This window comes from Kouleothrix sp. 19917 (genome assembly GCF_057073505.1).
This window is the reverse complement of the sequence record NZ_CP097099.1, coordinates 4,531,409-4,553,484: the sequence shown is the minus strand read 5'-3', so window position 1 is coordinate 4,553,484 and position 22,076 is coordinate 4,531,409. Positions and strand designations below refer to the sequence as shown.

Below are 22,076 nucleotides of genomic sequence, written 5' to 3'. Positions count from 1 at the left end.
GTGGGAAAAGAATGTCAGGGCGAACCTGCGTGTTCGCCCGTGGTGGCCAATCCTCGCAGGGGTTCGCGCTGACACGTAGGTCAGCGCGGACAGGGACGCGCACGAATTCGTGGGAAAAGAATGTCAGGGCGAACCTGCGTGTTCGCCCGTGGTGGCCAATCCTCGCAGGGGCACGCGCTGACGCGCTCACACATAGGTCGGCGCGCACGGTCAGCGCGGACAGGGTGACCCGCACGAATTTTGGGAAAAGAATGTCAGGGCGAACCTGCGTGTTCGCCCGTGGTAGCCAATTCTCGCAGGGGCACGCGCTGACGCACTCACACATAGGTCGGCGCGCACGGTCAGCGCGGACAGGGACGCGCACGAATTCGTGGGAAAAGAATGTCAGGGCGAACCTGTGTGTTCGCCCGTGCTGGCCAATCCTCGCAGGGGTGTGCGCTGACGCACTCACACATAGGTCGGCGCGCACGGTCAGCGCGGACAGGGTGACCCGCACGAATTTTGGGAAAAGAATGTCAGGGCGAACCTGCGTGTTCGCCCGTGGTGGGCAATCTTTGGGAACTATGGCTGCGGCGCAAGTGCCCCGCGTGCAGCGTGGGAACTGCATTCAACCCCTGCGAACGACCTTGTGACCACTATGGCTAACCATGTGAGCCTCGCGGCTGAACGGAGAAACTCTGCACACGACGCGGCACGCCTTCCAGACGGCCACATGACCCTCTCGAATGAGCATTCGAACCCTGCGAGCAAGCATGCAAGCTTCACGAACAACCGCATGACTCCTCCAAATGACTATTCGACCTCTGCGAACAAACTCATAACCTCTGCGGCTGGCCGCAGACCACTTCGGAACGACTGCCAAGCGCTCATGAACAAGCGCCAAGTACTCATGAGTAACTGACGAGCACTCGGGAGTAAGTGCAGAGCACTCATGAGTAAGTGCAAGGCGCTCGGGAGTAAGTGCAGAGCACTCATGAGTAAGCGCAAGGCGCTCGGGAGTAAGCGCAGAGCACTCGGGAGTAAGCGCAGAGCACCCGTGAACGACTGTTTGTGCTTTTGTGCGAGGGCTGCGCGGCAATAGAGTGCGCGTCAGCTTGAATGCTTTCATACACAACGATACTTTCATCGTTCGTTGCCAGCTTTTTGGCACAACGGAGGCATGACAGACAAACGCTGAAGATGCCGACTACATCAAATTTGGGGTTCGGGGCGATAGCCCCGACCGGGGTGCTGGGGTGGGAACCCCAGCGGCCTTGCGGCCTGAGCAAGCTGGCTTGAAACTGGCACTGGCCCACAGATAAAAACAGCGGCCCTGCGGCCCGAGCAAGCTGGCTTGAAACTGGCACTGCTTGCGACCTGAGCAAGCTGGCTTGAAACTGGCACTGGCCCACAGATAAAAACAGCGGCCCTGCGGCCCGAGCAAGCTGGCTTGAAACTGGCACTGCGCTTCACTGTGAGAACAAAGCCCTGCCGACAGGCAAGCCCTGCGGCCCAAGCCAAACAAGCCACTGCTCCGCAGGTAAAAGCAGCCTGCGCAAGCAGCACGCCCATGTGCTATAGTGCCGAGAATGAACTGAGCGTGCCACGGAGGCAGCGCTGCCTCGGGCCGCGAAAGGAGCGAGAGTGGAGCAGATTGCTTTTTCGATCCAGCTCGATGCTGTCGTAACACTGGATCGCCCGGATGCATCGGGCGCGCGCTGGCCGGACAGCGCCGAGGGCATCCTGAGCGCCGCGTGGGTGCCGGTGCAGGGCGGCGAGTCCCGCGCGCACCAGGTGTATCGTGGCCCGCTAACCTTGCAGGCCGAAGATTACTCGCGCGGCGAGCTTACCAGCGTGCGCTACCGCTATGTGCTGGAAGGCGTGGCATTGCAGCGCGCCAAAACCCGCACCCTGGCGCTGCTTGCCTACTTGCAGGACACTGGCTGGAACGTAGGGGCAATTGTGGCAGCAGTCCAGCAGGGCGCGCTGGTCGATCGCGATGGCGTGCGCACGCGCCTGGTGTGGGCCGTGCAGGTGCAGTACCGCAGCGGCAGCGCCGAAGACTCCCCACGCGCCGGCACATTCCCGACCGTGCTGCTGAGCGAGCGTGTGGAGCGTTCGGCGCGGTCACCTGCAGGCGCGGTGTAGCGTGCTTCTGATGTATGCGGAGAGCCACCATTACGCTGGAAAATAAATTTCCCTGTACTCAGCTTTCAGGAAGCTCAAGCCAGTTTTCCTTCAATCTGGTAGCCAGAGTAGCTTCCTGGAAGCTTGCCCGTTGTATACACGAACTTTCTTGCCAGAGTACTATGCTGACTCCTGACTCCTGACTCGTGACTCCTGCCGTAGACATAAGCAAATTGTTAGGTCTGTTGGCGAACCTGGGCGGTATAATGCATGGGAGCGTTTCTGCACAGGAGGTCGATATGAGCACTGCATTCAACTCGCGTCTTCCGTTGCTCGCCATGAGCGTGCTGGTGATTGCGATCACCGCCTTCTACCTCGCAAATGTGGTTATTCCCCTGCAAACGCATCGTATCGGCGTGTCGGTGGCGGCCAGCGCCGACGGGCCGCGCGCCGACGGAGGGGCCGATACCATTGGCGAAGGCCTGGGCTCGCAGGCGGGCGGCTGGAGCGCGCTGGCAATGGCGTTTCTGGCGCTGCCTGCGGCGGTGGGCCTGGCGTTTGCCGCTTCCAATGCGCGGCTGCCGCTTTCGCGCGCCGAGCGGCTTGTGTGGCTGCTGATCAGCATCGCCAGCCTGACGCTGTTTTTCCTGACGGCCACAGCAGCGAATGTGTTTTTCGAGGATTTGCTGGGCTAGGCAACAATTAGGCATGCAGAAGGGCGCGGCAAACGCTTGCCGCGCCCTTTGCTGTTTTCTCGCGCCGCTTCTAGCCGCGCTTGCTGCCCTTGACATGCAGGCCCGGCTCGGCCTGGGGCGCGGGCGTGGGGGCATTGCTGCCCGCGCCGCCGAACAGGCCGCCCAGCCCGCCGCCGGCCGGGAAGCCGCCGCCCTGCTGATTCTGCCCGCCCAGCACGCGGCTGGCCATGTACGCGGCCACGCCAGCCATCGCCAGCTTGCCCAGTGTGCTGCCCAGCGGCGAGCCCTGGCCGAAAATCTTGTCGAACAGGTCGGGGTCCTGCTGCTCGGCCTGGTGGGCCATGCGCCCAATGTTGCTCGGGTCGGCGGCCTGCGAGGGGTCGTCGTGCTGGTAGCCGTCGAAGGGGCTGTTCGGGTCGTTGTGCGCCTGCTTGTACTGATCGGCGAGCTTGGCGCGCTCTTCGGCCGAAAGCTGGTCGAGCGCGGAACTGTGCGCGTCGGCGGCCATGTCGGCAGGGGCATTGCGCATCATCTCGCGGTAGCGGCGGGCCGCCTCGGCGTCGGAAATGCTGCCCGGGTCGTCCTGGTAGCAGGGCCAACGCATTACAAATGTTCTACAGACGTGGCTCAACCTGAAGCACTTTCATCGCATAGGCATCGTCCCAAGTCGCACGCAGCCGCTTCTGACGTACACTCGCCTTCAACGTCGTTTCCTCGCGCAGCAGGTTCAACACCAAGTGCCGAATAATTGCCAGATTATGCGCTGAGTGACCAATTCGCGCGCGGCTGTCATCGGCGGCAAACACCACATCCAGCACCCAATGCAGCCGGTTTTCGATCCCCCAATGCTGCCGAATGGCGTCTGCAACCCGCTCGGCTCCCAGCGGCAAACTTGATATGTACGAATGTGTCTCCTCGCTCGTCACACCATCACACGTGCGCGTCGAATGCACCCTTACAACCGAGCGCAACTGCGACCAGCGCGCGCGGTCGACGATGCTCTCCACTTGGTCACAGCTGCGATATTCGCGCCGTTCGCTCCGTCCGTGACCTTCCATTGTGATGATGCATCGATCCAGGTGTTCCTCTTCAATCGGCTCGGCAAAGATGCGTGCAATGTCGCGCGCCAGTTGCGGCTGGTTGTCTTTACACGCCAGCACATAGTCACCACCCTGCGCCACAATCTGTTCGGCAATCGCCACCTGGCAGCCCATCGCATCAATCGTCACGATGCAATCGTTGATGTCGAGCAGCGAGAGCAGCAGCGGGATGGCGGTGATCTCATTCGATTTGCTGTTCACGCGAACCTGACCGAGAACCAGGTGATTGGCCGCCGAGAACGCGCTGACGATATGCAGTGGCGACAGGTCGATCGCACGGTCGTGGGTACGACGTTCGGTTTTGCCGTCAATCGCAATCACATCGCCGGGCAGTTTGGCACGAATGGTGTCGACCCAGGCGAGAAAGGCGGATTGGAACGCGGTGGGATTAAGACGCGCAAAGACACGGGCGAAGGTGTCGTGCGACGGAATGCCAGCGGGCAACTCGAGAAACTGCTCCAGCAAGGCGTGTTTGGCGTGGCCATAGGCTTCGATGTCGGTCCAGCCATCAGCACTGCTCAAAACCGCGCAAATGGCAATCGAGATGATGTCGATCAGTTTGTGGTGTTTACAGCGGTCGATACGCGGGTCGGGCAGATCGCCAAAATGGCGAGAAAGCGACGTCGGTAATTCCACCACACACCTCCTGCTGCTGGAAACCATTCAGAGAGGTGATTATAGCATCAGAAACGCGATGGCGAGTTGCTCACTCTGATGCACGAGTGCACGAAAAACAGCATAAAGAACCACATTGCTTTGTTTCGCCCATACTGAAAGCGTTTGACAGACAAAACGTCGTTTTATGCTTCATTCATAATGCGTTGGCCCTGGTCCTGGTAGCGCCGCAGGAAGTCGGCCGCATCTTGCTGCTGCTGCGGGCTGCCGCCCAACATTTCCTGAAGTCGGTCAAGCGCCATAGCTGTGCCTCCTTAAAAGAATATACTTTTCTGGCACTGCCAGAGCTACGGCTCTGGCAGTGCCAGAAAAGGGTTCTTTGTGGGGGCGGCTTCGCCGCCCCCACACCCCCACCGAACGGTAAAGTTCGAAAACTATACGAAACAAAGAAAGAAAATACTTCTGCTACACGGCAGGCAACTTGCGTGCCATTGCGTCGGCACGCTCAACCGGGCCGGGCGTCCACACGCCGTGCTTCAGCAAGGCGCGCATCTGCTCGCAGGCAGGTTCGATGTCGATGCCCTGCTGGCGCAGCCATTCCGCATTATAGTAGGTGTCGCGATACAGCTCGCCCGCGTCGCAGCCCAGCATCACCAGCGCGCCCGCCTCGCCGCGCGCGGCCATGTCGGCAATCAGGCAGCACGCGCCAAAGAAGATCGTGCCGGTCGAGCCGCCGTAGCGCCGGCCCACCAGCGATTCCAGCACATGAATCGCCGCGTAAGAAGCCACATTTGGCACGCGAATCATATGATCGACCAGCTCGGGCATGAATGAGGGCTCGACCTGCGGGCGGCCAATGCCTTCGACGCCCGAGCCACCGGGCGGGCTTGCGCCAGCTTCGCCGGTGCGAAAATATTCGTAAAAGACCGAGCGCTCGGGATCGACCACGCAGACCTCGGTGGTGTAGCTGCGGTAGCGGATGTAGCGCCCAAACGTCGCGGCGGTGCCACCGGTGCCCGCGCCACACACGATCCAGCGCGGGCAGGGGTGCGCTTCGTCGGCGAGCTGCTTGAACACCGACTCGGCAATATTATTGTTGCCACGCCAGTCGGTGGCGCGCTCGGCAAACGTAAACTGATCCATGAAATGCCCGCCCAGCTCGGCGGCCAGCGCGCGGGCGTGCGCGCGATCCTGGCGCGGGTCGTCCACCAGCACGCACTCGCCGCCGTATTGCGTGATGCGGCGCAGCTTCTCGGGCGAGGTGCTGCGCGCCACCACCGCAATAAAGCGCAGGCCCAGCAGGCGCGCATAGTAGGCCTCGGAGATGGCGGTGCTGCCGGACGACGCCTCGATCACCGGCGTGTCGCGCGTGATCCAGCCGTTGCAGAGCGCGTACAGGAAGAGCGAGCGCGCCAGGCGGTGCTTCAGGCTGCCAGTCACATGGGTCGATTCGTCTTTGATGTAGAGCTTGATCTGCGGCAGCGCATGCAGCGGCACCGGCACGAGGTGCGTGTCGGCCGAGCGCGTGAAGTCGGCGTTGATTGCCGCAATCGCATCACGGAGCCATGGGTCGGGCATAGCGGTGCCTCCCGGCGCAGCATGTGGATGTGACGCTATGGTACTGCCGGGGGCGGCTTTTGGCAAGCCGGAGCGGGCGCATACTTGCGCCCGCTCCAGTTGGGGAGTGTTTGCATAAACCACCAAGGCACCAAGGCACCAAGAATCTTTATTTCGAGTACCTGCTAAATCTTGGTGTCTTCGTGTCTTGGTGGTTATTGGTAACTCCAAAAGCTGCTGGTCGAAGCAGCTCTTACTGGCGGCCGGGCGGGATGTGCAGCGCCAGCAGCTGGCCGCCTTCCACCAGCTCGGCGTCGCCGGCGCTGTAGTGCGCCTGCACGTCGAACAGGTACCAGCCCTCGCCCAGGATGCCCGACGCGTCGATCACACCCGAGGACTCTTCGTCGATGGTCAGGAAGTTTGGCGCGCCCGGCAGAAAGCGCGCGGGGTCGTGCTGCGCGATCTCGGCCAGCGTGTCGTTCCTGATGCTGTAGCGCCGCAGCTTCGCCAGGTAGTCGTTGCCGCCCGGGTCTTCCTGAATAATGATCTGGCCGCGCTCGCTGATGGTCAGGTTGTCCATCATCTTCTGGCCTTCGCTGCCGTCGAGCAGCATGGCGATGGTGCCGCCACGCTCGGGCTGCTCAGCATCCACGAAGCGCAGGCGCCACAGGCGGCTGTTGCCGGTGAAGCTGGCGGTGGTGACGAAGTAGAAGTCGTTCGGGTGCTTGGGGTCCCACGCGCCATCTTCAGGGCGCTGGAAGGCCGTTACGCCGGCAGCGACGCTCATGCTTTCAAGCTGCGCGCCAGTTTTGTTTTCGACATTGCCCAGGCTGGCAAGCGTAAACGCCGTGCCCGAGGGGATGCCGCTGGCGGCGTTTTCGGCAGGGAAGCCGCTTACGGCCAGGCCAAACAGCGAGCCATTCGTCAGGCCCGCGCGCTCGATCGGGCTGCCGCTGTTGCTTTTCGTGCCGACATAGATGTAGATCTGGCCGCCGTTGCTGTCGTCGGTGCCGACGACCACGGTCTTGTCGCCGCTTTCGGGGTTCGCCAGCGAGTTCTCGCGGCTGAACTTGCCCAGGCGCGGCAGCTCGTAGCTGGTGCCGTTCATCAGGTGGGCGAAGGCGCGGCCCTCGGCCCCCGCTTCCTCGCCATCCATGAAGATGCGCCCGTTGTAGCCGCGCCCATCGTCATAAAATGCCGATTTCGCGGGCAGGTCGGCCGAGCACAGGCGGTTCAGCGCGATGCCCTTGGCCGGGGCGTTGTAGCTGCTGCTGGCGGTGCTCCAGGTTGCGATTTGCTGGATGAGGTCTTCGCCGTGCAGCACCGTCAGGTCTCGCTTGCGAATCGTCCATTTCGAAACGAACGAGCCGGCAGCGCCGTGCGCGCGCACAACGCCGGCGGTGTTGCCAAGCTCGTGGTGCATCAGCACGGTGAAGGTGCCGTCGCCATTGTCGAACGCGCCCAGGCCGTCGGGGATGCCGACCATGCGGTAGGGCGTGCCGTCGGGCTTGGCGTTGACCGAGTCGCCGACGGTCAGGATCGATTTGGTGGCGACGCCGGGCTCGGTTGGCACAACATAGGGCGTGGTGCTGGTGCTTGGCCCGACTGGGCCACCGACACTGGCCGCGCCAGCCGTGCCGATTGCCAGCGCGGCCAGCGCAGCAGCGGCAGTTGATGCCAGCGATTTTGGCAGGCGAATCATGGGCAAACTCCTCCTTCAGTGGTGGTTGGCGGCCCGGCATGGGCACGCATCGCAGCCATGCCTCAGGCAATGTGGATGTATCAAGACTAGCCGCCGCACATCAATGGCAAGTTAGCGGCATGTTAAATTCTGTGATCGAAATCGCGAACGAAGTTGCGCCATGCAAACGACCGTTGCTGGCAGGGCGTGCTATAATAGGTGCCTGTCAACATAAGGTATGGGCGAATGAATCAGTATGACGACCTGCCCACCAGTTACATGGTTGGGCATATTCTTATTCAGCCGAATATCACGCTCGCGCCAATGGTGGGCGTGACGGACAGCGTGTTCCGGCGCATGATCCTCGGGCAGGGCGGCTGCGGCCTGGTGAGCAGCGAGATGACCAACGCCGCCAGCGTCAGCGCGCGCGCGATCAAGCATCATCACCAGCTCGATTTTCTGCCCGAAGAGCGGCCGATCACCATGCAGCTCAGCGGCAACGAGCCCGAGCTGGTGGCCAACGCCGCCCGCATGGTCGAGCAGCTTGGCGCCGATATTCTCGACATCAACTGCGGCTGTCCCTCGCCCAAGGTCACGGGCGGCGGGCATGGCTCGGCGCTGCTGCGCGACCTGCCGAAGATGGAGCGGCTGCTGCGCGCCGTGAAGGCGGCGGTGCAGATCCCGGTGACGCTGAAGTTCCGCTCGGGCTGGGACGAAACCAGCCTGAACTACCTCGACACGGCGCGCATGGCCGAGTCGGTTGGCGTGGCCGCGCTGGCGCTGCACGCCCGCACGCGCGCGCAGGCCTACAGCGGGCTGGCGAACTGGGACCATATTGCCGAAGTGAAGCAGGTGGTGGGCATTCCCGTCATTGGCAATGGCGACGCGCGCGAGCCAGCCGAGGCGCTGGCCAAGCTGCGCGCCAGCGGCGCGGACGGCGTGATGATCGGGCGCGGCGCAATGAGCAACCCGTGGATCTTCCAGCAGATTGCGCAGGTGCGGCGCGGCGAGCTGCCCTTCGAGCCCAGCCCCGCCGACAAGCGTGCCTGGCTGCTGCGCTACCTGGCGATCTGCCAGGAAGACATGGGCGAGCGGCTGGCGCTGAACAAGCTGAAACAGCTGATCGGGCAGTTTTCGGTGGCGCTTCCCGGCAGCGCGGTTTTGCGCTCGGCGGTGCAGCGCTCGGCAACACCCGACGAAGCGCGCGAGCATATCGAGCGCTTCTTCGCACCGTATCTGGAGCTTGTCGCCGTCTGAACCGGCGGACAATGGCCCGATCGCTCAGTGGCGCGCGATCGTTATACCCAGGCGCGTACCGGCATCGTGTCGCTGCCCGCCCGTCACCTTGCACATGCGGAATGGGAGGTAGGTGATGGAAGCGATTCGTGTGCTTCATTATGGCCTTGGCGCGATTGGCAGCGCGGTGGCGCTGCTGACCGCCACGCAGCGCGGCCTTGAGCTGGTGGGCGGCATCGACCACGACCCGCAGAAGATTGGCCGCGACCTGGGCGACGTGATCGGGCTGGGCGAGCCGCTTGGCGTGGCTGTCTCGGGTGATGCAAACGAGGCGCTGCGCCATGCCCAGCCGCATCTGGTTATTCACGCCACCGGCCCGCGCTTCCACAACGTCTACCCCCAGCTGCGGGCCTGCCTGAACGCCCGCGCCAATGTCATTTCCACCTGCGAAGAGCTGGTTTACCCCTTTGGCAAAGAGCCAGCCGCCGCCCAGGAGCTGCACCGCGCCGCAACACAGGCGGGCGCAACCGTAGTGGGCGCGGGCGTCAACCCCGGCTTTGTGATGGACCTGCTGCCGCTGATGCTGACCGCGCCGTGCGTGAACGTCAAGCGCATCAGCGTCACGCGCGTGATCGACGCGACCAAGCGCCGGGTGGGCGTGCACCAGCGCATTGGCGCGGGCCTGTCGCTCGACCAGTTTCGCGAGCATGTGGCGCGCGGCGATGTGCGCCACGTTGGCCTGCCCGAGTCGATTGGGCTGATTGCCGATGGGCTGGGGTGGCAGCTCTACCGCATCACCGAGCAGATCGACCCGATTCTTGCCAGCGAGTGGCTGACGACGCCCTACGGCACGATTGCGCCGGGGCAGGTGGCCGGTGTGCGCCAGAATGCGCGCGGCTGGATGCACGGGCGCGACGTGATCTCGCTGACGTGGGAGCAGGCGGTTGGCTCGCGCAAGGCCCACGACGCGATCTATATTGATGCGACGCCGCCGCTGGATGTGCTCATTCAGGGGGGATTGCACGGCGAGCATGCCACCGCCGCGCTGATCGTGCACGCCATTCCGCAGGTGCTGGCCGCCGCGCCGGGCCTGATGACGGTGCTGGATCTGCCGACGCCGCATTTCCGCCCGCGCGCCGAGCCGCTGCGCGCCCGCGAGCGCGGGTAAAGCGAAAGGGTGTTTCCGCGCAATGCAGAAGCACCCTTTTATATATCCACAGATTTCACAGATTAGCCGAGTTTAGCTTTACGGTTACGCACTACGCACTACCATAAAGAGTGCGTAGTGCGTAGTTCTGCGCCCTCATATAGCTGTGTAATCTGCGTAATCTGTGGATAAAATCATTCGAAACGCTCTACGCCGCCACCATCTCGGCGTAGGTGCGGTTGCGGAAGCGGTGCTGCGCAATCGCGGCGACAAACTGTTTGGCGAGCGCCGCGCCGTCCTTGCCCAGCAGCACGCCCTGCTCGGCCAAGCCGCCCGCGCCGCCATTGCCCTGCGCAAAACGTCCCAGCTCGGTCGCCATCACCAGGTCGGCGCCCTCGGCTGAGGCGGCAATTGCCTTACCGTGCTTGTAGGCCTCGTCGATGAACTTGCGCGCGTCGGCCTGCTTTTGCAGCATTGCCACGCCCTCCGCGCCGCCCGGCACATACACCGCGTCGAACAGCACCGAGCTGCTGTTGGCGAAGGTCTTGGCCGCTTCCACGCCCGAGTCGCCAAGCGCGCCCAGGTAGGGGCCAACCACCTCGCCCATTGCGCCCGCGGCCTTGAGCGCGTCCTGCATGGCTTTCACCTGCGCGGCAGCCACACCCGGCGCAGCCAGGATGGCGACCTTGCGGCCCGTGGCGGTTTGCGGCTGGCCCGCTTCCAGGCTCAGGCCGCCCGTGCGCTGCACGCCGCCCGACGCGCTGGTGGGCGAGCTTGCGTTCGCCAGCGCCGCGATCTCATCCGCCGAGTCGGCGGTGCCATTGGGCTTGGCGGTTTTCGCACTGGTCTGCACGTTCTCGCCCAGCGCCAAACCCACCTGCGCGGCCAGCACCTCGTTGATCTGCGCGAGATGCCCGAGCATGCGCACGCGGATGTCGCGGGTTTCGACCTTGCTCAGCTCGAACTGCAGCGCCTTGACGATATGTTCTTTTTCCACCGGGGCCATGCTGTTCCAGAACAAGCGCGCCTGGCCGTAGTGGTCGCCAAAGCTCTCGCTGCGCACGCGCACCTTCTGGCCGCTCACATCCTGCGGGTAGCTGTGAAAGCCGCGCGCCGAGGTCGTTTCGTCGGGCGAGTGGCCGTCGAGCGTGGCGGGCGCGTAGGACACGCGGCCCTTGTTGATTGTGTAGCGCATATGCGCGTCGCGCTGGTTGTTCGAAACCTGCGCCACCGGGCGGTTGATCGGCAGCTCGGAGAAATTCGGGCTGCCCAGCCGGCTCAGCTGCGTGTCGAGGTAGGAGAAATTGCGCCCCTGCAGGAGCGGGTCGTCGGTGAAGTCGATGCCCGGCACGATATTGGTGGTCATAAACGCAACCTGCTCGGTTTCGGCAAAGTAGTTGTCGGGGTTGCGGTCGAGCGTCATCTTGCCGACGATCTTGACCGGGATGAGATCTTCCGGCCAGAGCTTGGTCGCGTCGAGCACGTCGAAGTCGTACTTGCCTTCTTCGCCCTCGGGGATGAGCTGGATGCCCAGTTCCCACTCGAACGGGTTGCCCTGCTCAATCGATTCCCACATGGCGCGGCGATGGAAGTCGGCATCCTGGCCGGCGATCTTCACGGCTTCGTCCCACACCAGCGAGTGCGCGCCCAGCACGGCCTTCCAGTGGAATTTCACGAAGTGTGATTTGCCCTGCGCGTTGATCAGGCGAAACGTGTGCACGCCAAAGCCGTCCATCGTGGCGAAGCTGCGCGGAATGGCGCGGTCGCTCATCACCCACATGAGCATATGCATCGACTCGGGTGTGAGCGAGATGAAATCGTAGAAGGTGTCGTGGGCGCTGGCCGCCTGCGGGATTTCGTTATGCGGCTCGGGCTTGACGGCGTGGATCAGGTCGGGGAATTTGATCGCGTCCTGAATGAAAAAGACCGGGATGTTGTTGCCCACAATGTCCCAGTTGCCATCTTCGGTGTACATTTTCACCGCGAAGCCGCGCACGTCGCGGGCGGTGTCGGCCGAGCCGCGCGAGCCGGCGACGGTGGAGAAGCGCACAAAGACCGGCGTTTTCTTGGATGGGTCTTGCAGCACGTTGGCGGTGGTGTACTCGGCCAGCGATTCGTAGACCTGGAAGTAGCCATGCGCCGCCGCGCCACGCGCATGCACCACCCGCTCGGGGATGCGCTCGTGGTCGAAGTGCTGGAGCTTCTCGCGCAGAATATAGTCTTCCAGCAGCGTTGGGCCGCGTGGCCCGGCCCGCAGCGAGTTCTGGTCGTCGCCAACCGGGTGGCCCTGGTTGTCGGTCAGGTAGCTGGCCGCTTCGGTGGTAGCGCGGGCCAGGTCGTGATCTTTATTTTGGCCATTGCCATTGCTATTCTTTGCCATGATCCTCTCCGTTCTCTTCTCTTCGCGGGCGCGTTTCCCACGCGCCGTTGCATGTGAGCAGGGCGTATTCCTTCGGCAGGTGATGTATCGAGTGCGGTGAGGCACGCATGCCTTTGGAATGGCAAACGAATTGATGTTACAATGCGTATCATGGGCTTGCGGGAACGCAGCTATTGCCTGAGGTGTCGGGCGAATCGAACGGCCGCGCCAGCCGCAAAAACGCCGCCGATTCGGTTGACATAGCGCAAGGCTTGCGGTAACATACGCCAACGGTTTACGGGTCACCACGACAAACTACGAGCATTTCCCTAAGTTACGCAACACATCATCTATAGCCCCTGGCTGCATGGGGCCGTTTGGCATCTGTGCGACCAGCATTTGCGTGCTACCATCCGTGCGGTCGGCGACGCGGTCCGCCCGCGTTATGGAGTAGGTATGGACGAGCAAGTCGAACTATTTCTTTCAAACCTGGCTGAAAAACGGGGCCTGTCGGCAAATACTACCGCAGCGTATCGCACCGATCTCGAGCAGTTTGGCGAGTTTATTCGCGAGCGCCAGGTGCCCGACTGGGTGTCGGTGTCGCACGGCGATATCCTGGCATTTCTCCTGTTCCTGCGCGAGCGCCGCTACGCCAACTCAACCGTGGCGCGCCGCACCGCAGCCGTGAAATCGTTCTATGGCTTTCTGAAAAACGAGAACATCATCGCCGCCGACCCGACCGAGCAGATCGACTCGCCCAAGGTCGACCGCTACCTGCCCAAGTCGCTCACGCCCACCCAGGTCGATGAGCTGCTGGAGCTGCCGCTGCGCGAGCCCACGCCCGAGCGCCTGCGCGACAAGGGCATGCTCGAATTGCTGTATGCCACGGGCATGCGCGTGAGCGAGCTGGTGGCGCTGAACCTGCGCGACCTGAACATGGAGTCGGAAAGCGTGCGCTGCGTTGGCAAGGGCGGGCGCGAGCGCATCCTGCCGATTAGCGGCTCGACGACGACCGCGCTGGAAGAGTACCTCGACATCGCCCGCACGCAGCTCGCGCGCGGCGCGGCCCAGAAGACCGACGCGCTGTTCCTGAACCATCGCGGCAAGCGCCTGACGCGCCAGGGCTTCTGGCTCATCCTCAAGGGCTATGCCGAAGACCTGGGCATTGGCGACCTGACGCCACACACGCTGCGGCACTCGTTCGCCACGCACATGCTCAACAGCGGCGCCGACATTCGCTCGGTGCAGGCGCTGCTTGGGCACGCCTCGATCTCGACCACGCAGATCTACACGCAGCTGAATAATGGCGACGGCCAGACGCGCCGCGCCGTTGCTGGGGCCGACACACACGCCGAACCGCATAGCAACGGGGCGGAAAGTGTCGCAGACCTGGATGAAGCAGACGAAGTTGTGGCCGAGGAGTAGGAATTTTCCCCAGGGTGCAGGGGGTAGTCTTCCTCTTGCATGGCATGCTATAATCCAGACACCGGACGAATTGGGAACAAAGATGGCCTTGTAAGTCCGTTAAAGGAGGAGCACCATGGGCGACAAAAGTCCGAAAAACAACCAGAAGCAGAACAAGCAAAAAGAAGCCAAGAAAACGCCAAAGAAGTAAACTTCTGGTGTAGCTCCATTCTTGCCTGGGGGCGCGCTCTGATCGACGATCGGGCGCGCCCTTCTCGTTTGTGGCGCGCTCGGCGGCCACGCGCAGCCATTGACAGAGCCAGATCCTGCTGCTACAATCCGCGCCGCTTTGAGGTTTGGAAACAAGGTTGATCTGCATGCCCTACCATCTGAATTCGCGGGCCGCGCGCCATCTGCTTTTGGCCGCCGCCCTTTTCCTGGCGGCCTGCGCGCCGCCGCAGCCAAGCTCGCCCCGGCCCACCGCTGCCACGATTATTGAGATCACGCCCGCACCAACGCAGGACATCGACGCCACTGCCACGGCCTATGCCGTGCGCCTGGTGCCCACGCCGACGCCCGCCGGCCTGTATGTGGTGCAGCCAAACGACACATTGAGCAAGCTGGCCGAAGATTTCGGCACCACCGTGGAAGAGCTGATGGCAGCCAACAACCTGACCGACGCCAACGCCATTCAGGTTGGCCAGACGCTGCTCATCCCCTCGCTGATCAGCGGGACACTCGAGCTGGAAACGCCCGCGCCAATCGGCACCGCCGTGCTGACCGCAACCGACACGCTGACGCCGACGCTGACGCCTTCTTCGCCGTAGTGCCATTTCTGGGAGCGTAAAGCAATCCAGAGATTACGCAGATTACGCAGAATGGGAGTTACGCACCTGGCCTCTTGCGTGTTCCCTTTGCCATGCCCGGGACGAAAAGTAGCTTCTTATTACGTTTGGAATTTGCAGTCTTCATCTTTTCTTTGTGTGGGTTTTTCCGTGCGTAGCGCGGGAAACCCACACTATAATAATTGGAAATACCTTGCTGCCGAACTTCCTGAGTGAAGTCGAAGGGCAGGCAAGAAGTACGGCGTTGGAATGAAGAATTGCGCACAACGTACGTTCTAATAAACCGCCTGTAATAGCACTGCACGAGGAGCATTTCATGACAAGCGAAACACACCAGCTGCGCGGGGCGCTGTGGGATATGGACGGCACGCTGCTCGATTCGGCAGAGTATCACTGGCTGGCCTGGCGCGAGATCGTGGCGGGCGAGGGCGTCGACCTGACCCACGAGCGATTCCTTGCCTCGTTCGGCCAGCGCAACGACACGATCCTGCGCGGCTGGCTGGGCGACGACCTGGCGCTCAGCGAGATGGCGCGCATTGGCGACGCCAAGGAACAGCGCTACCGCGAGTTTGTGCGCGAGCGCGGCATTGTGCTGCTGCCAGGCGTCGAGCGCTGGCTCCACCGTCTGCGCGACACAGGCTGGCGGCAGGCGATTGCGTCGGCCGCGCCGCGCGCGAATGTCGAGGCGATTGTGGAAGCGCTTGGCATTGCCGACTTCTTCGGGGCGATTGCCAGCGCCGAAGATGTGCAGCGCGGCAAGCCCGACCCGCAGGTGTTTCTGCTGGCCGCCGAGCGCCTGGGCGTGCCACCCGCGCGCTGCGTGGTGCTGGAAGATGCGCCGGCCGGGCTGGAAGGTGGGCGGCGCGGCGGCATGCGCACGGTGGGCATTCGCTCCTCGCACGCCGAGCTCCACGCCGACGTTGTGGTCGATACGCTGGCCGAGCTCGACGACGACGCCTTTGATCGGCTGGTGAGCGCGAGTTAATCCACAGATTACGCAGATTACACAGATACAACTGCCAGGCATGGAGATACGCACAACGCACTACAGCAGTCGGCAGGATGCAGAGAGCAGTTGCATTTCTTCCTGCTGGCTTTCTATTCTGAGGCCAACGCATGGATCTGAGCCCTGCCCTCATTCAGCGCGATCTGCCCGCCACGGTGGTTGGCTCCGCAGTGGAGTGCTACGCGCAGCTTGGCTCCACCAACGACATCGCGCGCGAGCGGGCGCGCGCCGGCCAGCCCGAAGGTTTGGTGGTGCTGGCCGACGAGCAGGTGGCCGGGCGTGGTCGGCTGGGGCGGGGCTGGGCCGCGCCGCCGGGCACCAGCCTCTTGCTCTCGGTGCTGCTGCGCCCCGCGTGGCTCGCGCCCGCCGACGCCTTTCTGCTGACCATGCTGGCGGGCGTGGCGCTGTGCGCGGCAGTCGAGCAGGCCGCGCCCATGCACGCCGCCCTGAAATGGCCGAACGACCTGCTGCTGCCCACACCGGCCGGGCCGCGCAAAGCGGCTGGCGTGCTCAGCGAGCTTGAGCTGGACGGCAACCGGATCGGCTGGGTGGTGCTGGGCATGGGAATCAACGTCAACTGGGCGCCGCAGGGCGTGGTAGATGGCCGCGACCTCGGGCAGCAAGCCACCAGCCTGAGCGCAGCGCTCGGCCAGCCCGTCGAGCGCCTTGCGCTGCTGCGCGCCCTGCTGGTGCAAATCGACCAGGAATACAGCGCGCTGCGGCAGGGCCAGCGCCAGCGCCTGTTCGAACGCTGGCGGGCGCGGCTGGCAACACTGGGCTTGCCGGTGCAGGTGCGCATGCCCGCTGGCGAGCTGCACGGCACCGCCGAAGATGTCGAGCCGAGCGGCGCGCTGCGCGTGCGTGATGCCGACGGCACGCTCCACACCGTGTTCGCTGGCGATGTGGGTGGTTAAGGTAGATCACGCAGACAGTCTGGGCGTATAGCAATACGCCCTTGGTTGTGCCTCAGTCTGGGCGTATAGCAATACGCCCTTGGTTGTGCGTTCGGGCGTATAGCAATACGCCCTTCTCCCTCTACCAACCTGATACCCTCACAATTCCCCTATCACGCGCCGATCATCAGGCGATCATCGTTTTGTGCCCGCTTGCACGCTAGCATTGTGTTGAAACCTGCGACGCCCAAACAACGTCTGGGTTTGCGACCTTTGTTTCATCGTGCAGGAGGAATTCATGCGAAAGCTTCATATAGATCGGCGTTCGCTGGGCATGCTGCTGATCGCGCTGTCGCTGGCCGCGTGCAGCACGTCGTCGCCCGGCGCAGGCATGCCAACCAGCGCGCCAGCCCCAACCAGCGCGCCCGCCCCAACCAGCGCGCCAGCCCCAACCAGCGCGCCTGTTCCGACCGACGCGCCTGTTCCGACCGACGCGCCCGCGCCGACGAGCGCGCCCGCGCCAACAGCTGCCCCGGCCCTGAATAGCGCCCTGCCACGCGACGTGCCGTGGGTCTTTGCCAATGGCGCGCTCAACGGTGATGACGAACAGCTCAGCCTTGAAGCCCGTGGCCTGCCCGCGCCGGCTGGCATTATTCAAAGCGCGCCTGGTGGCGCGTATATCGCCTACAACGGCCCCGATGGCAAGCTCGTCGTTGTCGATATGAGCACGTTCACGCGCATTCTCGAAAAGGAACTCAGCGGTATGACGGTGGGCTTTGCCTTCGCGCCCGACGGCCACTCGCTGGCGCTGACCATGCTGAACGAACCGGCGTGGTCGCTGCAGGTGCACGATCTGGCCGCCGGCACCATGCACGAAGTGCAACAAGGCACTACCACCGTCGCCTCGCCAAACGGCCCGCTGCCGCTGATTGCGCGCCCGATGGAATGGACCCGGGGTGGCCTGTTTACCGCCGACATCATGTGGGCCACCGACGCCCCGCCGCGCAATGTCACGCTGGTGAATACGGAAGACGGCTCGCAGCGCATGGTCTACGAGGGCGATTTCCTGGGGGCGGTGCCTGCGCCCGATGGCGCGCATGTCGCGATCATTACCGGCAACCCGGGCATGGGTTCGGTTCCGACGATGAACGTCAAGGTCGTGTCGGCCAGCGCGCCCGGCGAGCAGGTGATCATCCCCGAGCGCCAGGGCTATGTGCGCCACCTGCGCTGGTCGCCCAGCGGCAGCCAGCTGCTGATCGCCTCGTCGAGCGATTACTCGCTGAACGAGACCACGCTGCAAACCTTCAAGGCGAACGGCCTCGACGAGCAGTCGCTCACGCTTGGCGGGGCCACCGCGCCGGGCATCTACGCCGATATCGCCTGGCAGGATGAGCAAACCGCACTGCTGCTGATGGCGAAGGACGACGGCTACATCCACCTTTCGACACTCTCGATTGGCAGCTTCACCGCCGACGCCCTGCAGGCGCGCGCCGCCTACGAGGGGCAGATCACCGCTTCTTCCAATGCCCTGATCGTGTACGTGCCCGAGGCGTAGGGGGGCCGACACGCAGGTCGGCCCGAACACGCAGGTCGGCCCTGACATAGCAGGTCGGCCCGAACAAATATAATAGATTGTTCGGGCCGACCTATGTGTCGGCCCTTGCTGCCTATGTGTCGGCCCTTACTGCCCCACACAAAATTCCTTGACAGCCCCCACCCTCCGTGCTATCCTACGCGCTACCTAAACCGCACCCAACAACGCGTGACCCCGCCACCACGCGCAATCGGCTCGCAACGCTGCGGCAGAACGTAGTATTATGGATACGAGACTCACACCGGCACCGGTCGCGAGCGATACCACGACCGACCCCGCCCGCCCGCCCCGTCGCGTCAGCGCCACGCCACAGGTTCAGCCGCTGCGCCCCGACCCCGAAAAAATGTCCAGCCCGGTTGCCGACGATCTTGTGCAGCGTTTCAGCGCCTACCAGCAGCATAACGCCGAGCTTGCGCGCGACACATCCACCATCCGCGCGGCCTACGCGATTGCGCACGAGGCCCACAAAACGCAGAAGCGCGCTTCCGGCGAGCCCTATATCGATCATCCTGTGGCAGTCGCTAACCTGCTGCTGGAGCTGCGGCTCGACGTGAACTCGATCGCCGCCGCGCTGCTGCACGACGTGGTGGAAGACACCTCGGTCACGAAAGAGCAGGTGGCGCAGGCGTTTGGCGGCGAGGTCGCGCACCTTGTGGATGGCGTCACCAAGCTTTCGGCGCTCGAAGCGCAGACCAAAGAAGAAGCGCAGGTTGGCACCTACCGCAAGATGTTCATCGCCATGGCCGACGACCCGCGCGTGGTGCTGGTGAAGCTGGCCGACCGCATGCACAACATGCGCACGATCGCCGCGATGAAGACCGAAAGCCAGCAGCGCAACGCCCGAGAAACGCTCGACATCTACGCGCCGCTTGCGCACCGCCTCGGCATCTGGCAGATCAAGTGGGAGCTGGAAGATCGCTCGTTCGCGCTGCTGAACCCCGACAAGTATCAGGAGATCAGCCGGGCGCTGGCGCTGCGCCGCGACGCCCGCGAGAAGATCATCCACCGCGTGATTAGCCGGCTGCGCCAGGCGCTCGACAAAGAAGGCATCAAGGCCGACATCACGGGCCGGCCCAAGCACATCTACTCGATCTATCGCAAGATGGAGCGCAAGGGCGTCAGCCTCGACCAGATCTACGACCAGCTTGCGGTGCGTGTGATCGTCAAAAGCGTGGGCGACTGCTACCAGGCGCTGGGCATCGCGCACGGCATGTGGCCGCCGGTGCCGGGCGAGTTCGACGACTATATCGCCAACCCCAAGGAAAGCATGTACCAGTCGCTCCACACCACGGTGCTCATCCCCGGCGGGCAGCCCTGCGAAATCCAGATCCGCACCCAGCAAATGCACGAAGTTGCCGAGCATGGCATTGCCGCGCACTGGCGCTATAAAGAAGGCTTTGGCCGCTCCGACGCATCGTTCGAAGCCAAGCTGGCCTGGCTGCGCGGCCTGATCGAATGGCGGCGCGACCTGACCGACGCGCGCGAGTTCGTGGAGTCGCTCAAGTCGGACGTGCTGGAAGAGCAGGTCTACGTCTTTACGCCCAAGGGCAAGATCATCGACCTGCCGGTTGGCTCTACGCCGGTCGATTTCGCCTTCCGCATTCACTCCGAGGTTGGCAACCGCTGCGTGGGCGCGAAAGTCAACAACCGGCTGGTGCCGCTCGACTACCAGCTGCAGAGCGGCGAAATCGTGCAGGTGATGACGACCAAGAACGCGCGTGGCCCCAGCCGCGACTGGCTGAACTTCGTGCAGACCTCGGGCGCGCGCAACCACATCCGTCGCTACTTCAAGCGCCTGCGCCGCGACGAAAACGAGGCCGCCGGACGCGACCTGCTGGAAAAAGAGCTGAAGCGCCTGGGCCTGAGCATTGCCTTTGAAGAAATCGCCCAGCTCGCGGGCGTGCGCTCGATCGAGGATCTGTTCGCCAATATTGGCAGCGGCGACATCACCGCCCGCACGCTGGTGCAGCGGATTGTCGCACAGCGCACCCGCCACGAAGAAGACCTGGCCGGCCTGCCGCAGATCACGCCGCCGCCCGAGCGCAAAACCGACCCCAAGGGCATCTCGGTGCGCGGCGTCGATGGCGTGCTGACGCGCCTGGCGAAGTGCTGCCATCCAGTAGTGGGCGAGCCCATCCTGGGCTTTGTGACGCGCGGCAAGGGCATAACCGTCCACCGCGCCGATTGCCGGACGGTAATCAACGAGCGCGACACCGCGCGGCTGGTGGAAGTGACCTGGGGCGAAGCCAGCCCGCAGCACGGTCACCCGGTTCTGGTGCGTGTCGAGGCGTGGGATCGCGTGGGCCTGTGGCGCGACATCTCGGGCAGCGTGGCCGACGCGGGCATCAACATTCAGGAAGTGCAGCAGATCCCCACGCGCAAGCCCGACCGCGCCGTGCTGAATGTGACCATGCTGATCCAGAGTATTTCGCAGCTCTCGAACATCCTCGACAAGCTTAACCGCCTGCCGGATGTGATCGAGGCCCGCCGCGAGAACAGTGGCCTTGCGCCAAGCGCGTGATTTATACTGCGAAGAAACGAAGAGAGAACATAACCACGAAGGCACGAAGACACGAAGACACGAGAGAGAACGTAACCACGAAGGCACGAAGACACGAAGACACGAGAGAGAACGTAACCACGAAGGCACGAAGACACGAAGAACTGAAAATGTAATAGTTTGAAGGGGCACGAAGAATTATAAACTTCGTGCCCCTTCGTGTCTTCTATTCTTCGTGGTTAATTGCTAGTTGCCTTGCTCGCCAGTGTGAGACTAATCGCCTTGTACACGAGCTTGGCCGCCAGGAAATCGCTGGCGTGCTGGCCGGGCAAGGGTGCCAGCTCCACGCAGTCGATCGCCACCACCTGCGCCTCGCGCGTCACCGTGCGAACGATCTCCAGCCCCTGGTTCCAGCTCAGCCCATTCGGCTCGGGCGTGCCGGTCGCGCCCACCAGCGCCGGGTCGAAGCCATCCAGGTCAATCGTCAGAAAGACCTTCCTGCCGCGCACCAGCTCGGCCAGCCGGGGCAGGTGGCCGCCGGCATGCACATCCTCGGCAAACCAGACGTGGATGCGCTCGGGCTCAGCGCGGATCAGGTCAATCTCCTCGCGGCAGATCGAGCGAATGCCAAACTGCACAATCGCCATCCCCTGGTCGAACACGCGGCGCGCGACGCTGGCGTGGCTGTAGGGGCTGCCCTCGTACTCGTCGCGCAGGTCGCTGTGCGCGTCGATCTGCACCAGCACAAAGTCGCCGTGCACGGCCTGCACCGCGCGCGCCATCCCCGCCGAGACGGTGTGCTCGCCGCCCAAACCCACCAGCAGCTTGCCGCTGCGCAGCTGCTCCTCGGCGCAGGCCGCAATCGCATCGACCATGCCGGCCGGCCCGCTGACGACCGGCGCAAGCGCGGGCAGCGTGTGGATGCCATAGGTCAGCGCCGGCTCGTCGTCCAGCTCGCGGTCGTACAATTCCACCTGGCGCGACGCCTCCAGAATGGCGCGCGGGCCTTCGCGGGTGCCCTGGCCGTAGCTGACCGTGCCCTCGTAGGGGATGGGCAGGATCAGGGCGGCGCTGGTTTCGTAGGCGCTGTGCTCGTCATCGAGCCCCAGGAAGTTCTGGGGCGGCAGAGTTTCGTAGTTCACTGTATTCCTCGCTGGCCCGCTGCGCGGGCGATGATGCCGTTGCACGGGGCGTAGTATACCAAACTCTGCCAGTTTGATGGGCCTGTCTGGGCGGACCTGTCTGGGCGGACCTGTCTGGGCGGACCTGTCTGGGCGGACCTATGTGTCCGCCCCATACTTGTGCGATTGTAAGCCAGTGCCAGCTTCAAACCAGCCT

At 63.5% G+C, this 22,076-nt stretch carries 16 protein-coding genes; 10 read left to right on the top strand and 6 right to left on the bottom strand.

What is annotated here, in order from left to right; all coding sequences use genetic code 11:
• Positions 1–1,623: 1,623 nt before the first annotated feature.
• Together M1P90_RS18530 and M1P90_RS18525 are read left to right on the top strand one after the other, a co-directional pair.
• On the top strand, positions 1,624–2,127 hold the full coding sequence (locus tag M1P90_RS18530) for a hypothetical protein (protein ID WP_483696772.1): 504 nt from the start codon (positions 1,624–1,626) through the stop codon (positions 2,125–2,127).
• Between the two features lie 278 nt (positions 2,128–2,405).
• A complete protein-coding gene (locus M1P90_RS18525; RefSeq protein WP_483696771.1) occupies positions 2,406–2,801 on the top strand; it encodes a hypothetical protein in 396 nt (131 codons plus the stop codon).
• A gap of 70 nt (positions 2,802–2,871) precedes the next feature.
• Here M1P90_RS18525 and M1P90_RS18520 read toward each other — a convergent pair whose 3' ends face one another.
• From M1P90_RS18520 to M1P90_RS18505, 4 genes are all read right to left on the bottom strand, one after another.
• The gene (locus tag M1P90_RS18520) at positions 2,872–3,405 is read right to left on the bottom strand and encodes a hypothetical protein (RefSeq protein WP_483696770.1); all 534 of its coding nucleotides are present in this window, start codon (positions 3,403–3,405) and stop codon (positions 2,872–2,874) included.
• Positions 3,406–3,415: 10 nt separating this feature from the next.
• The gene (locus tag M1P90_RS18515; RefSeq protein WP_483696769.1) at positions 3,416–4,537 is read right to left on the bottom strand and encodes an ISAs1 family transposase; all 1,122 of its coding nucleotides are present in this window, start codon (positions 4,535–4,537) and stop codon (positions 3,416–3,418) included.
• 444 nt (positions 4,538–4,981) lie between these two features.
• Entirely contained in the window at positions 4,982–6,094 is a 1,113-nt protein-coding gene (locus M1P90_RS18510; protein ID WP_483696768.1) for a PLP-dependent cysteine synthase family protein, read from the bottom strand.
• Between the two features lie 232 nt (positions 6,095–6,326).
• Positions 6,327–7,775, bottom strand: a complete 1,449-nt coding sequence (locus tag M1P90_RS18505; RefSeq protein WP_483696767.1) for an alkaline phosphatase PhoX — start codon at positions 7,773–7,775, stop codon at positions 6,327–6,329.
• Between the two features lie 225 nt (positions 7,776–8,000).
• On the opposite strand from M1P90_RS18505, the gene dusB reads away from it, so the two are divergent.
• Both dusB and M1P90_RS18495 read left to right on the top strand, forming a co-directional pair.
• Complete coding sequence (gene dusB, locus M1P90_RS18500) at positions 8,001–9,011, top strand: tRNA dihydrouridine synthase DusB (protein WP_483696766.1); 1,011 nt, start codon at positions 8,001–8,003, stop codon at positions 9,009–9,011.
• 115 nt (positions 9,012–9,126) lie between these two features.
• Positions 9,127–10,158 carry an NAD(P)H-dependent amine dehydrogenase family protein gene (locus M1P90_RS18495; protein ID WP_483696765.1) on the top strand — a complete coding sequence of 344 codons (1,032 nt, stop codon included), beginning with the start codon at positions 9,127–9,129 and terminating at the stop codon, positions 10,156–10,158.
• 187 nt (positions 10,159–10,345) lie between these two features.
• Here M1P90_RS18495 and M1P90_RS18490 read toward each other — a convergent pair whose 3' ends face one another.
• Positions 10,346–12,517 (bottom strand): catalase, encoded by a 2,172-nt coding sequence (locus M1P90_RS18490; RefSeq protein WP_483696764.1) that lies wholly within the window; start codon positions 12,515–12,517, stop codon positions 10,346–10,348.
• A gap of 435 nt (positions 12,518–12,952) precedes the next feature.
• Here M1P90_RS18490 and xerD point away from each other — a divergent pair, with 435 nt between their 5' ends.
• The 6 genes from xerD to M1P90_RS18460 all read left to right on the top strand — a co-directional run bounded on the left by xerD (position 12,953) and on the right by M1P90_RS18460 (position 20,759).
• A complete protein-coding gene (xerD, locus tag M1P90_RS18485; protein ID WP_483696763.1) occupies positions 12,953–13,921 on the top strand; it encodes a site-specific tyrosine recombinase XerD in 969 nt (322 codons plus the stop codon).
• A 356-nt stretch (positions 13,922–14,277) separates the two neighbouring features.
• A complete protein-coding gene (locus M1P90_RS18480; protein ID WP_483696762.1) occupies positions 14,278–14,727 on the top strand; it encodes a LysM peptidoglycan-binding domain-containing protein in 450 nt (149 codons plus the stop codon).
• A 334-nt stretch (positions 14,728–15,061) separates the two neighbouring features.
• Positions 15,062–15,730, top strand: coding sequence for an HAD family hydrolase (locus tag M1P90_RS18475; RefSeq protein ID WP_483696761.1), 669 nt, complete (start codon positions 15,062–15,064; stop codon positions 15,728–15,730).
• 131 nt (positions 15,731–15,861) lie between these two features.
• Complete coding sequence (locus M1P90_RS18470) at positions 15,862–16,665, top strand: biotin--[acetyl-CoA-carboxylase] ligase (protein ID WP_483696760.1); 804 nt, start codon at positions 15,862–15,864, stop codon at positions 16,663–16,665.
• Positions 16,666–16,942: 277 nt separating this feature from the next.
• Positions 16,943–18,199, top strand: a complete 1,257-nt coding sequence (locus M1P90_RS18465) for a hypothetical protein (RefSeq protein WP_483696759.1) — start codon at positions 16,943–16,945, stop codon at positions 18,197–18,199.
• A gap of 262 nt (positions 18,200–18,461) precedes the next feature.
• The gene (locus M1P90_RS18460; RefSeq protein WP_483696758.1) at positions 18,462–20,759 is read left to right on the top strand and encodes a RelA/SpoT family protein; all 2,298 of its coding nucleotides are present in this window, start codon (positions 18,462–18,464) and stop codon (positions 20,757–20,759) included.
• Between the two features lie 218 nt (positions 20,760–20,977).
• On the opposite strand, the gene speB is transcribed toward M1P90_RS18460, so the two are convergent.
• Positions 20,978–21,880: an agmatinase gene (gene speB, locus M1P90_RS18455; RefSeq protein ID WP_483696757.1), complete on the bottom strand. Its 903-nt coding sequence runs from the start codon at positions 21,878–21,880 to the stop codon at positions 20,978–20,980.
• Positions 21,881–22,076 lie beyond the last annotated feature (196 nt).

What these genes read in the sequence shown, in the direction of transcription:
- xerD (WP_483696763.1), top strand. Translation starts at nt 12,953, where the DNA reads ATGGACGAGCAAGTCGAACTATTTCTTTCAAACCTGGCTGAAAAACGG.
- M1P90_RS18480 (WP_483696762.1), top strand. Translation starts at nt 14,278, where the DNA reads ATGCCCTACCATCTGAATTCGCGGGCCGCGCGCCATCTGCTTTTGGCC.
- M1P90_RS18520 (WP_483696770.1), bottom strand. Translation starts at nt 3,405, where the DNA reads ATGCGTTGGCCCTGCTACCAGGACGACCCGGGCAGCATTTCCGACGCC.
- M1P90_RS18510 (WP_483696768.1), bottom strand. Translation starts at nt 6,094, where the DNA reads ATGCCCGACCCATGGCTCCGTGATGCGATTGCGGCAATCAACGCCGAC.
- M1P90_RS18475 (WP_483696761.1), top strand. Translation starts at nt 15,062, where the DNA reads ATGACAAGCGAAACACACCAGCTGCGCGGGGCGCTGTGGGATATGGAC.
- M1P90_RS18490 (WP_483696764.1), bottom strand. Translation starts at nt 12,517, where the DNA reads ATGGCAAAGAATAGCAATGGCAATGGCCAAAATAAAGATCACGACCTG.
- M1P90_RS18470 (WP_483696760.1), top strand. Translation starts at nt 15,862, where the DNA reads ATGGATCTGAGCCCTGCCCTCATTCAGCGCGATCTGCCCGCCACGGTG.
- M1P90_RS18525 (WP_483696771.1), top strand. Translation starts at nt 2,406, where the DNA reads ATGAGCACTGCATTCAACTCGCGTCTTCCGTTGCTCGCCATGAGCGTG.
- dusB (WP_483696766.1), top strand. Translation starts at nt 8,001, where the DNA reads ATGAATCAGTATGACGACCTGCCCACCAGTTACATGGTTGGGCATATT.
- M1P90_RS18495 (WP_483696765.1), top strand. Translation starts at nt 9,127, where the DNA reads ATGGAAGCGATTCGTGTGCTTCATTATGGCCTTGGCGCGATTGGCAGC.
- M1P90_RS18460 (WP_483696758.1), top strand. Translation starts at nt 18,462, where the DNA reads ATGGATACGAGACTCACACCGGCACCGGTCGCGAGCGATACCACGACC.
- M1P90_RS18505 (WP_483696767.1), bottom strand. Translation starts at nt 7,775, where the DNA reads ATGATTCGCCTGCCAAAATCGCTGGCATCAACTGCCGCTGCTGCGCTG.
- M1P90_RS18465 (WP_483696759.1), top strand. Translation starts at nt 16,943, where the DNA reads ATGCGAAAGCTTCATATAGATCGGCGTTCGCTGGGCATGCTGCTGATC.